This window comes from Actinobacillus delphinicola (assembly GCF_900638385.1).
In the GTDB taxonomy this organism is placed as follows: Bacteria; Pseudomonadota; Gammaproteobacteria; order Enterobacterales; family Pasteurellaceae; genus Actinobacillus_C; species Actinobacillus_C delphinicola.
In genome coordinates this window covers 572,362-585,695 of the sequence record NZ_LR134510.1, presented here as the reverse complement: position 1 = coordinate 585,695, position 13,334 = coordinate 572,362, and the positions used below count along the sequence as shown (strand labels likewise).

At 37.4% G+C, this 13,334-nt stretch carries 11 protein-coding genes, 4 tRNA genes and 1 pseudogene; 11 read left to right on the top strand and 5 right to left on the bottom strand.

Features of this window, described 5'->3' with window-relative positions:
* The first annotated feature begins 41 nt into the window (after positions 1–41).
* The 6 genes and pseudogenes from EL259_RS02650 to metJ form a co-directional block, all read left to right on the top strand.
* Entirely contained in the window at positions 42–473 is a 432-nt protein-coding gene (locus tag EL259_RS02650; protein ID WP_126598757.1) for a PAS domain-containing protein, read from the top strand.
* A gap of 82 nt (positions 474–555) precedes the next feature.
* Positions 556–2,097, top strand: coding sequence for a diflavin oxidoreductase (locus tag EL259_RS02645; protein WP_126598755.1), 1,542 nt, complete (start codon positions 556–558; stop codon positions 2,095–2,097).
* 169 nt (positions 2,098–2,266) lie between these two features.
* Positions 2,267–4,891, top strand: coding sequence for an alanine--tRNA ligase (alaS, locus tag EL259_RS02640; RefSeq protein ID WP_126598753.1), 2,625 nt, complete (start codon positions 2,267–2,269; stop codon positions 4,889–4,891).
* 145 nt (positions 4,892–5,036) lie between these two features.
* Positions 5,037–5,228: a carbon storage regulator CsrA gene (gene csrA, locus EL259_RS02635; protein WP_126598751.1), complete on the top strand. Its 192-nt coding sequence runs from the start codon at positions 5,037–5,039 to the stop codon at positions 5,226–5,228.
* Positions 5,229–5,450: 222 nt separating this feature from the next.
* Positions 5,451–6,338 carry a UTP--glucose-1-phosphate uridylyltransferase GalU gene (gene galU, locus EL259_RS02630; RefSeq protein ID WP_126598749.1) on the top strand — a complete coding sequence of 296 codons (888 nt, stop codon included), beginning with the start codon at positions 5,451–5,453 and terminating at the stop codon, positions 6,336–6,338.
* A 97-nt stretch (positions 6,339–6,435) separates the two neighbouring features.
* Positions 6,436–6,675 (top strand): annotated as a pseudogene (gene metJ / locus EL259_RS02625) (met regulon transcriptional regulator MetJ); the annotation flags it as partial.
* A gap of 130 nt (positions 6,676–6,805) precedes the next feature.
* On the opposite strand, the gene EL259_RS02620 reads toward metJ, so the two are convergent.
* Positions 6,806–6,881 (bottom strand) — tRNA-Ala (locus EL259_RS02620).
* Between the two features lie 81 nt (positions 6,882–6,962).
* Positions 6,963–8,435: a glutamate--tRNA ligase gene (gene gltX, locus EL259_RS02615; protein WP_126598747.1), complete on the bottom strand. Its 1,473-nt coding sequence runs from the start codon at positions 8,433–8,435 to the stop codon at positions 6,963–6,965.
* A 162-nt stretch (positions 8,436–8,597) separates the two neighbouring features.
* On the opposite strand from gltX, the gene EL259_RS02610 reads away from it, so the two are divergent.
* The 3 genes from EL259_RS02610 (at position 8,598) to EL259_RS02600 (ending at position 8,909) form a co-directional block, all read left to right on the top strand.
* Positions 8,598–8,673, top strand: a tRNA-Val gene (locus tag EL259_RS02610).
* 43 nt (positions 8,674–8,716) lie between these two features.
* Positions 8,717–8,792, top strand: a tRNA-Val gene (locus EL259_RS02605).
* Between the two features lie 41 nt (positions 8,793–8,833).
* A tRNA-Val gene (locus EL259_RS02600) sits at positions 8,834–8,909 on the top strand.
* 132 nt (positions 8,910–9,041) lie between these two features.
* Here the strand turns inward: EL259_RS02600 and EL259_RS02595 are convergent.
* Positions 9,042–9,386, bottom strand: coding sequence for a DUF496 family protein (locus EL259_RS02595; RefSeq protein ID WP_126598745.1), 345 nt, complete (start codon positions 9,384–9,386; stop codon positions 9,042–9,044).
* A 163-nt stretch (positions 9,387–9,549) separates the two neighbouring features.
* Between EL259_RS02595 and serC the strand changes: the two genes are divergently transcribed.
* Entirely contained in the window at positions 9,550–10,641 is a 1,092-nt protein-coding gene (gene serC, locus EL259_RS02590; RefSeq protein ID WP_126598743.1) for a 3-phosphoserine/phosphohydroxythreonine transaminase, read from the top strand.
* Positions 10,642–10,743: 102 nt separating this feature from the next.
* Positions 10,744–11,937, top strand: a complete 1,194-nt coding sequence (locus EL259_RS02585; RefSeq protein ID WP_126598741.1) for a BaiN/RdsA family NAD(P)/FAD-dependent oxidoreductase — start codon at positions 10,744–10,746, stop codon at positions 11,935–11,937.
* Between the two features lie 43 nt (positions 11,938–11,980).
* Here EL259_RS02585 and mltC read toward each other — a convergent pair whose 3' ends face one another.
* Together mltC and EL259_RS02575 are read right to left on the bottom strand one after the other, a co-directional pair.
* Positions 11,981–13,042, bottom strand: coding sequence for a membrane-bound lytic murein transglycosylase MltC (gene mltC, locus EL259_RS02580; RefSeq protein ID WP_126598739.1), 1,062 nt, complete (start codon positions 13,040–13,042; stop codon positions 11,981–11,983).
* Between the two features lie 8 nt (positions 13,043–13,050).
* Positions 13,051–13,332, bottom strand: coding sequence for an oxidative damage protection protein (locus tag EL259_RS02575; protein ID WP_126598737.1), 282 nt, complete (start codon positions 13,330–13,332; stop codon positions 13,051–13,053).
* Positions 13,333–13,334: the final 2 nt, after the last annotated feature.

Sequence of the window (13,334 nt, the reverse complement as noted above, 5' to 3'; positions counted from 1 at the left end):
AAACATGTATTTTAAATGCATGTTTAATTAAGGAGCTTATTATGCCAACTGATATCGATTTAATTAATCGTCAAATATTGACCGCAGTAGATAACGCCTTAGTCATTTCAAAAACTGATTTGCAAGGTGTGATTACTTATGTAAATGATCTTTTTTGTGAGTTAACAGGCTTTTCTCGCGAAGAACTGCTTGGACAACCACATAGTATTGTTCGTGATCCGTCCGTACCAAAAGAAGTTTATAAAGAAATGTGGGATACCATTCAATCTGGTAAACAATGGACAGGTATCATTCCAAATCGTGGTAAAGGTGGCGTTTTATATGTTGTTGATACAAGCGTGCAACCAATTAAAAATGAAAAAGGTGAGATAGTAGAATACATTAGTGTGCGTCGTGTTATTAATGATCTTATGCAAAATTATGATGCAGTAGAATTTGCGAAAGAACAATTTGACGAATATTACGATGAATAATTAAATTACTAGGAACTTTATGCAATCATAATTAACAAAATAATGGGTATTCGTACCCATTATTTATTTTTAGGTGAAAATTATGGCGACTATATATATTGGTTACGGTTCAGAAACCGGAAATGCAGAAAATTTGGCGAAAACATTGGCGCAACACCTTAGCGAGTTGAATTTAGCGCCACAATTATCTTCGCTCAATGATATTGCATTAGATACATTACATCATGATGATTTTTTATTTATTGTAACGAGTAATTTTGGTGACGGAGAAGCACCAGGAAATGCGACAAAATTCTATGAATATCTTCAATCATTTCCAAAATTAACATGCCAATATGCAATTTTTGGGTTGGGTGATGTGTCTTATCCAAAATTCTGTGGTTTCACGAAAGATCTTGATAATAAATTGGCTACACTAGGAGCAACGCGTATTGCAAATCGTGTGGATGCAGATACCAGTTATCGTGAATTTTTCAAAAAATGGTTACATGCAGTAACTGCATATTTTAAAGGGGAAAAAGCGGCGTTAACTGAACTAAATTTACAAGTCAAAGCTTATGGTGCCAACCAAACTTTTAAAGGAAAAATTGCCAAAATAACACGAGTCAATCAAGGAGAATTCCCAGTGTATGACATTGAGATTGATATTCGTGGCAGCAACATGTGCTATGACGCAGGTGATTTGCTCTATCTTGTTCCGCCAACAAATACAACAACATTACAACGTATTCAAGATTTCTACGGACATCTAACCGCAAAAGAGCTTGAATTATTACATCAAAAAGAATTGCGTTTATTAAGCAAGTCACTTTTCCGAGCATTAGCTAAAAAAACAAATAATGAAACCTTAAAAGCATTAACGAAAATTAGTGCGGCAAAAGAATTTAATCAATACATCTATGGACGAGATATCGCCGATGTTTTAATTGATTTTTGCGATAAAAATCAGGTAAGTGTAGCGGAAATTACTTCAATGCTTCCCGATAAATTGCCACGCGCATATTCTATCGCTTCCGATGGACAGGTAAGCAGTGACTATGTGCGTTTATGCGTGCGTGAAGTACAGTATCATCTTAATGAAGTGGAATATCATGGTACTGCAAGTGGCTTTTTATGTCACACAAAAGAAGGTGATGAAGTGGATGTCTATGTGCGTGCAAATGCGCACTTCCATTTGCCAAAAGATGAAAAGGCACCTGTCGTTATGATTGGAGCGGGTACTGGGATTGCGCCTTATCTTGGTTTTTTACAATCGGATAGACAAGGGGAAATGCATTTATTCTTTGGTGAGCGCTACAAGGATAAAGATTTCCTCTACCAAAATTTACTAGAACACTATTTGCAAGAAAAACGTTTGACTTCATTACATACGGCTTTTTCACGTGATCAAGATGAAAAAATTTATGTGCAACATATTCTTCATCAACAAATGCCTCAATTATGGGAATTATTCCAAAAAGGTGCGCATATTTATGTTTGTGGAAGTAAAGCAAATCTCGGTAAACCGATTGATGAAGTCTTTTTAGAAATGGCAAAAAAATATGGAAATTTAGACGATGCACAAAGCCAGCAATGGCTATATGATTTAGTCAGTACGGAACGCTATCATAAAGATTTATATTAACTTTTTACCAAATAAATTAAGGCTATTTAGATAGCCTTAATTTTTATTTGAAATGTTTCCCAAAATCACGCCTTGATTTTCCAAAAAATATTTTCATAATCTATTAAAAATGTGCCAAAATGATCGGCTCAATTCTCTAACATTTTCTCTTCTAAAGGAAAGTTTAATAATGAAAAGTACTGCTCAAATTCGTCATGATTATCTTCATTTTTTTGAAGAAAAAGGGCATAAAATTGTAGAAAGTAGTTCACTTGTTCCGCACAACGATCCTACTTTACTTTTTACTAATGCGGGGATGAACCAATTTAAAGACGTTTTCTTAGGAATGGACAAACGTCCTTATTCTCGTGCAACGACCTCTCAACGTTGCGTACGTGCGGGTGGTAAACATAACGATCTTGAAAACGTAGGTTATACAGCACGTCACCACACATTCTTTGAAATGCTAGGTAACTTTAGTTTCGGTGATTATTTCAAACACGATGCAATTAACTTTGCATGGGAATTTTTAACCTCACCAAAATGGCTTGGTTTACCAAAAGAAAAACTTTGGGTAACTGTTTATGAGCAAGATGATGAAGCATATGGCATTTGGAAAAATGAAGTAGGTATTCCAGCTGAACGTATTATCCGTATTGGTGATAATAAAGGTGCACCTTACGCATCAGATAACTTCTGGCAAATGGGGGATACTGGTCCTTGTGGTCCTTGTACCGAAATTTTCTACGATCACGGTGAACATATTTGGGGTGGCGTACCAGGATCTCCTGAAGAAGACGGCGATCGATATATTGAGATCTGGAATATCGTATTTATGCAATTCAACCGCCTTGCAGATGGTACGATGGAAAAATTACCAAAACCATCTGTAGATACAGGTATGGGATTAGAACGTATTGCTGCGGTAATGCAACATGTTGATTCTAACTATGATATTGATATTTTCAAAACCCTTATCGCGGCTGTTGCAGAATTAACAGGAACAAAAGATCTTGAAAATAAATCATTACGTGTAATTGCGGATCACATTCGTTCTTGTGCGTATTTAATCGCTGATGGTGTAGTACCTTCAAATGAAGGTCGTGGTTATGTATTACGTCGTATTATTCGCCGTGCGGTTCGTCATGGACATTTATTAGGTGCACAATCACCATTCTTCCACAAACTTGTACCAACACTTATTCAAGTGATGGATCAAGCTGGCGATATTATTGAAGCAAATAAAGAAAATATCGTGACTTTATTAAAACGTGAAGAAGAACAATTCTCTCATACTTTAGATCGTGGTCTAACACTATTAGATGAAGCACTTGCTCAAGTAGAAAATAATACCTTATCTGGCGATGTTGCCTTCAAACTTTATGATACATACGGTTTCCCACTTGATTTAACTGCGGATGTATGTCGTGAACGTGGTATCGAAATTGATGAAGAAGGTTTCGATAAAGCAATGAATGAACAACGTCAACGTGCTCAATCTGCAAGTAACTTCGGTATGGACTACAACAGTGTAATTCGCATGGATGCCCAAACGCATTTCCATGGATATACTCAAGATAAAGCAGAAGGAAAAATCTTAGCTTTATTTGTAGATGGCAAAGAAGTAGAAGCTGTTAATGCAGGTGAAAAAGCAGTTATCGTACTTGATAACACGCCATTCTATGCAGAATCAGGTGGTCAAGTCGGGGATAGCGGTGAATTATTCGTAGGTGATGCAGTATTTAACGTCGAAGATACACAAAAATATGGACAAGTATTTGGTCATATTGGTACAGTGGCACAAGGCACTTTAAAAGTAGGTGATCAAGTTGTTGCTATTGTTGATGCTGAACGTCGTCAACGTACAGCAATTAACCACTCTGCAACACACTTACTCCATGCAGCATTACGCCAAGTATTAGGTACGCATGTTACTCAAAAAGGTTCTTTAGTTTCTGCAAATGGTTTACGTTTTGACTTTGTACAACCAGAGGCAATTTCAGCAGATAAATTAGTTGAAATTGAAAACCTTGTGAACGCACAAATTCGTAAAAATAATACGATTATCACTGAAGAAATGGATATTGAAGCGGCTAAGGGTAAAGGCGCAATGGCATTATTCGGTGAAAAATATGCCGATAACGTGCGCGTATTAACTATGGGCGATTTTTCAATTGAACTTTGTGGTGGCGTACACGCAAAACACACTGGTGATATTGGTTTATTTAAAATTGTATCAGAAAGTGCAATTGCTGCTGGCGTTCGTCGTATTGAAGCTGTCACTGGTCAAGGTGCTATGGATTGGCTACATCAACAACAAGCTGTTATCGCACAAAGTGCTGATTTATTAAAAGCAGATGCAACAAGTTTGGTAGAAAAAATCCAAGGCTTACAAGATAAAGCGAAAAAAGCTGAAAAAGAGTTACAAATGCTCCAACAAAAACTTGCTTTACAAGCAGGTGCTGATTTAGCTAAACAAGCTGAACAAATGCAAGGTCATGCTGTTATTCTTAAACAGCTTGATGGTATTGATACTAAAGCGTTACGTACGATGGTTGATGATCTTAAAAATCAACTTGGCTCAGGTATCGTTGTTTTAGCTTCAGCAAATGAAGATAAAGTAAACCTTGTTGTAGGTGTAACAAAAGATTTAACCGCAAAAGTTAAAGCTGGCGAGTTAGTTAATCTTATGGCACAAGCTGTGGGTGGTAAAGGAGGCGGTCGTCCAGATATGGCGATGGCTGGTGGTAACGAACCACAACATATTGCGAAAGCCCTAGAAGTTGCAAAAGAATGGCTTGCTAATCATCTTTAAAAAATAAAATTTGTGTTCTAGCTCACATTTTTAACTTTTGCTCAGTGTTTTTTTTTGGACAATCGTTAGAATGTGAGCTTGTTTTTATAATAAAAAACAAACAAGTATATTTGAATAAAAGTCTATTTATAAAGAAGGAACAATAATGCTTATATTATCAAGAAGAGTCGGGGAACGCTTTCTTATCGGTGACAACATCATCGTGACGGTATTGGGAGTGTCAGGATGTAATGTGAAATTAGGTATTGAGGCACCTAAGGAAACAGAAATTTACCGTGAAGAATTGTATGCAAAAATTCAGCAACAAAAGGAATCTGAAACACAGAAATCAGAATAGGCATGAGAGTTTTTTGATATTTTGTGCTAGATAAATTTGTTGTTGAATACATTCAAATTTAATATATGCCTCTCTTTTTTATAAAAGAGGTGGCATCGAAAGGTTATTATTTCAAATAGATACGTATATTTATCGTACCAAAATAAAGGATTTCTGTTACAATAATACGCATTTTCTTAACTAAATTAATAAGAGTATTGTTGTTAAAACTAAGGAAGAACTATGAAAGCGATTATTCCCGTTGCAGGATTGGGAACACGAATGTTACCCGCAACCAAGGCGATTCCAAAAGAAATGCTGACGTTGGTAGATAAACCGTTAATTCAATATGTTGTGAATGAATGTATTGCTGCGGGTATTAAAGAAATTGTTCTTGTTACACACTCATCTAAAAATGCAATTGAAAACCATTTTGATACATCGTTTGAATTAGAAACGATGCTTGAAAAGCGTGTTAAGCGTCAATTATTAGAAGAAGTACGTTCTATTTGTCCTAAAGATGTGACTATTATGCACGTTCGCCAAGGGAATGCGAAGGGCTTGGGACACGCTGTTTTATGTGGGTTACCACTCGTTGGGAACAATCCATTTGCCGTAGTATTACCCGATGTACTGTTAGCTGAATTTTCAGCAAATCAGCAAACAGAGAATCTTTCAGCCATGATTAAACGTTTTGAAGAAACGAAAATGAGTCAAATTATGGTTGCACCAGTAAATCCAGAAGAAGTCAGTTCTTATGGGGTTGTAGATTGTGCTGGTAAAGAATTACATGAAGGTGAAAGTGCTAAGATTGTAAACATTGTTGAAAAACCGAGTGTTGAGAATGCACCATCTAATCTCGCCGTCGTGGGTCGTTATGTATTTTCTGAAAATATTTGGGAACTTCTTGCCAAAACACCAGTAGGTGTTGGTGATGAAATTCAATTAACAGATGCAATCGATATGTTAATTGAAAAAGAACCTGTTGAAGCCTTTTGTATGAAAGGGGATACCTTTGACTGTGGAAACAAATTAGGCTATATGCAGGCTTTTGTAGAATATGGTATTCATCATGATAAACTTGGTGAAGACTTCAAAAACTATCTTAAAGCACTCGTAGCAGAATTCTAATCAATTAAAAGTCTAGATGGCTAGATTGCGACAAAAGTTGTTTTCCAGTAAAATATTGCCACAATATAATGCGTAATTTAATAATTAAGGATTTTTTATGGCTGAGTGGAATGGCGAATACATTAGCCCTTATGCTGAACATGGAAAAAAGAGTGAACAAGTAAAGAAAATTACTGTTTCTATTCCATTAAAAGTACTAGAAATATTGACTAATGAACGTACTCGTCGTCAAGTTGGGAATTTAAAACATGCAACAAATAGTGAATTGTTGTGTGAAGCATTTTTACATGCTTTTACTGGTCAGCCATTGCCTACAGACGAAGAATTGAAAAAAGATTAGTATTGAATACGCCACTATTTTCGTAAGAATTTATATAAATAACGCTATTCTTAAAGAATGGCGTTATTTTTTTATAACGATAAATTTTAGATAAAAAAAATCTCGCATAAAGCGAGAATTGGAAAATTGGTGGAGGTAAACGGGATCGAACCGATGACCTCTTGCATGCCATGCAAGCGCTCTCCCAACTGAGCTATACCCCCGATAGTATGGGCGAGATCATAAGACTCGCCCTAAAATTTGTCAATCTTATTCTTGTTAGAAATCAAACATATGATTGAAAATTAAGCGTTTTTAGCTTCAATAAAATCAATCGCTTGTTGGATTCGAGTAAGAGTACGATCACGACCAATTGCTTCTAACGTTACATCCATTGATGGAGATTGACCACATCCTGTTACGGCAACACGCAATGGCATACCCACTTTACCCATCCCAACTTCAAGTTCAGCAGCGGTATCTTGAATTGCTTGGTGAGTGGTTTCTTTTGTCCAGTTGTCTGTACTTAATGCGGCAAGTTTTTCTTTTACTAATTTTAATGGTTCAATCGCTGCTTCTTTAAGGTTTTTCTTCGCAGCAGCTTCATCAAATTCACTGAAATCTTCGAAGAAATAACGGCTTTTTTCTACCATTTCAACTAATGTTTTACTACGTTCACCAAGCATATCAATGATGGTGGTAAGTGCTGGACCATTTGTTGTATCTACGCCTGCTTGTGCGTAATGCCATGCCAATGCTTTTGCTACTTCTTCACGCGGAGAATTGTTAATATAGTGTTGGTTCAACCATTGTAATTTATCTACCATGAAACGACTAGCAGAGTGGCTTACTTGGTTTAATTCAAAATACTTAATCATTTCTTCACGACTAAAGATTTCTTGATCGCCATGTCCCCAACCTAAACGTACAAGATAGTTTACAAGTGCTTCTGGTAAGTAACCTTCACGATGGTATTCCATTGCACTTACCGCACCATGGCGTTTAGATAATTTACGACCATCATCACCATTAATCATAGAAACGTGTGCGTAAACTGGAATTGGTGCACCAAGTGCTTTGAGAATATTGATTTGACGTGGGGTATTGTTGATGTGATCTTCACCACGCACAACGTGGGTAATCGCCATTTCCCAGTCATCAATTACAACGCAGAAGTTATAAGTTGGGGAACCATCAGCACGGCGGATGATAAGGTCATCTAATTCGTCATTGCTAATTTCAATGCGTCCACGAATTGCATCGTCAAAAACAACAGAACCTGTTAATGGGTTTTTGAAACGAACAACAGGTTTTTCGCCAGCTGCAATACGTTTTTTCGCTTCACTTAATGGAAGATCGCGGTAAGTACGAGGTGCTTTTGGTTTTTCTTTATTTGCTTCTTGTTGTGCACGAATTTCAGCAAGTTCTTCTTTAGAGATAAAGCAGTAGTATGCAAGACCTTCTTCAAGCATTTGTTCGATCACTTCATCGTAACGATCGAAACGTTTTGTTTGGTAGTATGGACCGTGATCCCATTCTAAACCAAGCCATTCCATAGATTTTAAGATGCCTTCGGTTTTTTGTGGATCAGAGCGTTCTAAGTCGGTGTCTTCAATACGTAAAACAAATTCACCTTTGTGACCTTTAGCAAATAACCAAGAGTAAAGTGCAGTTCTCGCACCACCAACGTGTAATTCGCCTGTTGGGCTTGGAGCGAAACGCGTACGAACTTTAACATTAGGGTCTAAATCGAAAACATATTTAGGTTCAAATTTCATAAGCAATCCTTTTGTAAAAAAACTGTACCATTTTACGAGCTATAGGGGGGATTTCAATAGAATTAATATCAAAAACGTTTGTTTTTAAGACACTTAGATACAAAATAAAAAAAAGCGGTTGACGGCGGGAGAAAAATCCCTATAATGCCACCACACAACGCAGGGCGATTAGCTCAGTTGGGAGAGCACCTCCCTTACAAGGAGGGGGTCACTGGTTCGAGACCGGTATCGCCCACCACTCTTTTTTAGGTGGCTTCTGTGTTGTATCAATAAACTAAAACGGGCGATTAGCTCAGTTGGGAGAGCACCTCCCTTACAAGGAGGGGGTCACTGGTTCGAGACCGGTATCGCCCACCACTTCAACAAAGTGTCATCGTTTTAGTTTCTAAGGCTCAAGTGGGCGATTAGCTCAGTTGGGAGAGCACCTCCCTTACAAGGAGGGGGTCACTGGTTCGAGACCGGTATCGCCCACCACTTAGGCCTTCTCATTATCCTTTCAAATCTTTTCTAACTACTCAAGATAACATTTTAATAGCCGAAATAAACGTTTTTCTATTAACTTTCTTTTTGTAAAGAAAAAGCCCGTTTATCACGAGCTTCTTAGTATTATTTATGCGCATGTTTGAGCATAAGTTTATGCGCTTCTTTTTGTTGTTTCATTTTTTCACGAATCTCACGGCGTTGTTGAGATAATTCTGCATTACGGATATTGTAATCATCAACACGGCTTTCATAATCGTTACGCATATTTTCAATAATTTCACGAATTTCTTCGATTGTCATATCATCAGTAATGTATTGATCGAGATTTTCAAGTAATAAAGCACGTTTACGGTTATCTCGAATTTTACGATTATTATGTTCCAGATCGCGTTTTAAACGGTTTTTAAGACGATACATGCGAATGTATTCTAATACTTCTTGGAATGATTCTTTGCTATTATTTTCCATATTGACCTCAAATTGTATGACATTTTTCCAGTAATGTAGCCTTTTTCAATGGTATCGTCAAAGTCTTCTGATTAAAATATGAAAAAATTAATCTAAATTAAGTTTCTTGAGTGCCAAAATTGAATTGATTACAATAAAAAGAAAATTCTTTTAAGGAGAGAATATGCAGGATGTATTCAATTTCAGCGCAGGACCTGCGACTATGCCGAAAGCGGTTTTAGAGAAAGCACAGCAAGAGTTACTAAATTGGCAAAATTTACATACTTCAGTCATGGAAGTCAGCCACCGCGGTGAAGCGTTTATGAAAATGGTGGCGGAGGCAGAGCAAAATTTGCGTAAGCTTTATCATGTGCCAGATAATTATAAAATCCTGTTTCTTCAAGGCGGTGCAAGAGGACAATTCGCTGCTATTCCAATGAATTTATTAGGAAAAAATCAAAAAGCACTTTATTTAACAAGTGGTCATTGGTCAAAATTAGCAGCACAAGAAGCACGCCTTTTTGCTAACCTTGATGAGATTGATCTTTTAGAACAAGGAAAAGATACTTTACAAGTCGGGCAACTAGATTTTTCTGATATCGCCTCAAAATATGATTATGTTCATTATTGTCCAAATGAAACAATCAGTGGGGTAGAAATCTTTGATGTGCCAAATGTAGGGAATACCGTGTTAGTTGCGGATATGTCATCTTGTATTTTGTCACGCCAAATTGATATTTCTAAATTTGGAATGATCTATGCAGGAGCGCAAAAAAACCTTGGCCCATCAGGTATTACATTAGTGATTATCCGTGAAGATTTACTTACTCAGACAGAACAAAGCAAAATTCCGAGTATTTGGAATTACACTGTTCAAGCGAATCGTGATTCTATGATTAATACACCGCCGACTTTTGCTTGGTATCTATGTGGACTGGTCTTTGAGCATTGGCTTGCGCAAGGCGGATTACCTGCGATTGAAGTTCAGAATAAAGAGAAAGCATTATTACTTTACACCTATTTAGATGAAAGTGATTTTTATCATAATAATGTTGCTGTTGAAAATCGCTCTGAGATGAATGTAACCTTTACCACTGGCGATAGTGAATTGGATAAGTGTTTTGTTGCTGAAGCGCAAGAGCATGGGCTATTGGCCTTGAAAGGGCATAAAGTTCAAGGTGGAATGCGTGCATCGATTTATAATGCGATGCCGTTAAGTGGTGTGGTAGCATTGGTTACCTTTATGGAGTATTTTGCGAATACGCATAAAAAATAATGTAATTTATTAAACTCATTGAGCATAAAACGGTGCGTAGTTGAGACGCGCCGTTTTTTTCATAAAATTTTAGGAAAATTGGGGCGTGATAAAGGAGAAAATATGCAAAATAAGGCTGAATGTATCATCATCGGTGCGGGGGCTGCTGGGCTATTCTGTGCGGCAGAATTAGCAAAACGCGGAAAGGAAGTAGTTGTTCTAGATAAAGGTAAAAAAATTGGGCGAAAAATTCTGATGTCTGGTGGTGGATTTTGTAATTTCACTAACCTTGATGTTACGCCACATCATTATCTTTGCCATAATGCCCATTTTGTAAAATCTGCATTAGCACGCTTTACGCCATGGGATTTTATTGGGAAAGTTCTGGAATATGGGATTCCTTACCATGAAAAAGAGGCAGGACAGCTTTTTTGTGATAACGGAGCAAGTGATATTGTCGATATGCTTAAAAGCGAATGTGAGCGCTATGGTGTAAAATTTGCATTGCAGCAATCAGTTGAGAAAATTGATTATGTAGCCGAGGAAGAAAATCGTTTTTGCATATACTCTTTAGATAAAATGTGGCATTGCCGTCACCTTATTGTTGCGACAGGTGGGCTTTCTATGCCAGGGCTAGGGGTAAGTCCGCTTGGTTATCAAATTGCAGAACAGTTTGGGATTCCTTGTTATGCACCTCGTGCGAGTTTAGTCCCTTTTACTTGGCGTGAAAATGATAAATATTTTTCCGAATTAGCGGGCGTGGCATTGCCAGTTCGGGTTGAATCAGAAAGTGGTCAACAGTTTGAAAAACAAATGCTGTTCACGCATCGTGGGCTATCTGGACCTGCAATTTTACAAATTTCAAATTATTGGCAACCGAATGAGAAAGTAATGATTGATTTGCTACCAGGTGAAAACATCATTGATCTCATTCAAGAAACTCGCCAAACTTCACCCAAAATTCAATTAAAAACCTTGTTGGGGCGTTATTTGCCAAATCGGTTGGTTGAATTATGGTTTGATAGGGCAATCATAGAAAATCGCAGCCTAGCGGATATGAGTAAGCAACAAATGCATGATCTTGCAGAGATTATTCATCATTGGCAATTTTTACCAAATGGCACAGAAGGCTATCGTACCGCTGAAGTGACACTGGGCGGGGTTGATACCGATGCGATTTCTTCTAAGACAATGGAATGTAAAACGGTTGCTGGACTGTATTTTATTGGTGAAGTGTTAGATGTGACAGGCTGGCTAGGTGGTTATAATTTCCAATGGGCGTGGAGTAGTGCTTACGCCTGTGCTACGAGTATTTAATAAAAAAGCAGAGGAATACCTCTGCTTTTTTTGTCCGATAATTTTATCCAATAACACGATAATTTTTTTGAGCTTTACTTACTTTCATTAAATAACGACGTGCTTCTAATGATGGGTGTTCACGCTCAAGAATATTGTAAAGGCGTTGCGGGGATAAACGGTTGATTTTATTAATCGCATTTTGTGGCGTTTTATCAAAAATACGTAATACTGCACCAGCACCGCTGTTATAAGATGCGATAACGGCGTAACGTAGCGAGTCTTTATCTTTAATTCCCGCAAGATATTTATTTTTCAAAAGTGAAAGATAGTGCGTACCAATATCAATATTATGGCGTGGATTAAGTAAATAATGCTTGCTCGGTGCCCCAGGACGATTTTGATGTTTAAAGACATCACGACCTGCAGTAGTGCGCACAATTTGCATTAATCCAACTGCATTAGAATAGCTAACTGCGTATGGGTTAAAACTTGATTCTACTTGCATGATTGCAAGGATTAAGCTTTCATCCACATTGTAACGGCGAGATGCTTGGCGAACTAATGGAAGATAACTTTTTGCACGTAAGGCAACATGGTTTGCAACCATTGGAATCTCTACAAAATGTTCAATACGACCATTTTGTAAGCGACGAGTTTGCAGTCTATTTTTTATGAGATAGTTAGCGAAAGCGGTTGCTTCACGAACATTATCAATCGTTTTTCCTTTTTGATCCATAACCAGATCTTTTAAGAAAGGTTTATCGCTGATAGGCACATCACCAGAGGCAAAGAGATCGATACTGTCTGCATTTTCTCCCATTAGGAGAGTATGGACAATGGCATGTTGTAATTCTTTCGGCGTGCCTAGGGTGCCGATAGTAATAAGACCTTGTTCAAAGTTAATATGGCTACGAGTTTTGTATTGATCGGTATATTTTACATAATCTTGTCGGCTTGCTACGAGTAGCTCATTCACGCCCCAAATATCGTCAATATTATGTGAAAATTGACCGACAAGAATATCCAACCCTTTGGTATCAAGTGGTGGAAGTTCTGGTGTTTCAGTTTTACTCGCACAGGCAAAGAGAAAGGGTGCAAGGGCAAAGATTAAGTATTTTTTCATAGAATGTCTTACTGTTGGTTATCGTTAATTGGTGTATAGCCCTCAATATGTACATCTTTACCTTCAAAGAGGAAATTAACCATTTCTTTTTCTAATAATGCACGATGTTCTGGATTCATCATGTTTAATTTTTTTTCATTAACCAGCATGGTTTGTTTTTTTAACCATTCAGACCAAGCTTGTTTGCTGATATTGTCGAAGATACGTTTACCCAGATCACCTGGATAAAGTTGAAAATCAAGACCTTCTGCTTCTTTATTGAGATAAACGCAATGTATGGTACGTGCCATAA

Excerpts from the sequence above, each read along its gene's own strand:
- EL259_RS02650 (WP_126598757.1), top strand. The coding sequence starts at position 42 with ATGCCAACTGATATCGATTTAATTAATCGTCAAATATTGACCGCAGTA.
- EL259_RS02645 (WP_126598755.1), top strand. The coding sequence starts at position 556 with ATGGCGACTATATATATTGGTTACGGTTCAGAAACCGGAAATGCAGAA.
- alaS (WP_126598753.1), top strand. The coding sequence starts at position 2,267 with ATGAAAAGTACTGCTCAAATTCGTCATGATTATCTTCATTTTTTTGAA.
- csrA (WP_126598751.1), top strand. The coding sequence starts at position 5,037 with ATGCTTATATTATCAAGAAGAGTCGGGGAACGCTTTCTTATCGGTGAC.
- galU (WP_126598749.1), top strand. The coding sequence starts at position 5,451 with ATGAAAGCGATTATTCCCGTTGCAGGATTGGGAACACGAATGTTACCC.
- gltX (WP_126598747.1), bottom strand. The coding sequence starts at position 8,435 with ATGAAATTTGAACCTAAATATGTTTTCGATTTAGACCCTAATGTTAAA.
- EL259_RS02595 (WP_126598745.1), bottom strand. The coding sequence starts at position 9,386 with ATGGAAAATAATAGCAAAGAATCATTCCAAGAAGTATTAGAATACATT.
- serC (WP_126598743.1), top strand. The coding sequence starts at position 9,550 with ATGCAGGATGTATTCAATTTCAGCGCAGGACCTGCGACTATGCCGAAA.
- EL259_RS02585 (WP_126598741.1), top strand. The coding sequence starts at position 10,744 with ATGCAAAATAAGGCTGAATGTATCATCATCGGTGCGGGGGCTGCTGGG.
- mltC (WP_126598739.1), bottom strand. The coding sequence starts at position 13,042 with ATGAAAAAATACTTAATCTTTGCCCTTGCACCCTTTCTCTTTGCCTGT.
- EL259_RS02575 (WP_126598737.1), bottom strand. The coding sequence starts at position 13,332 with ATGGCACGTACCATACATTGCGTTTATCTCAATAAAGAAGCAGAAGGT.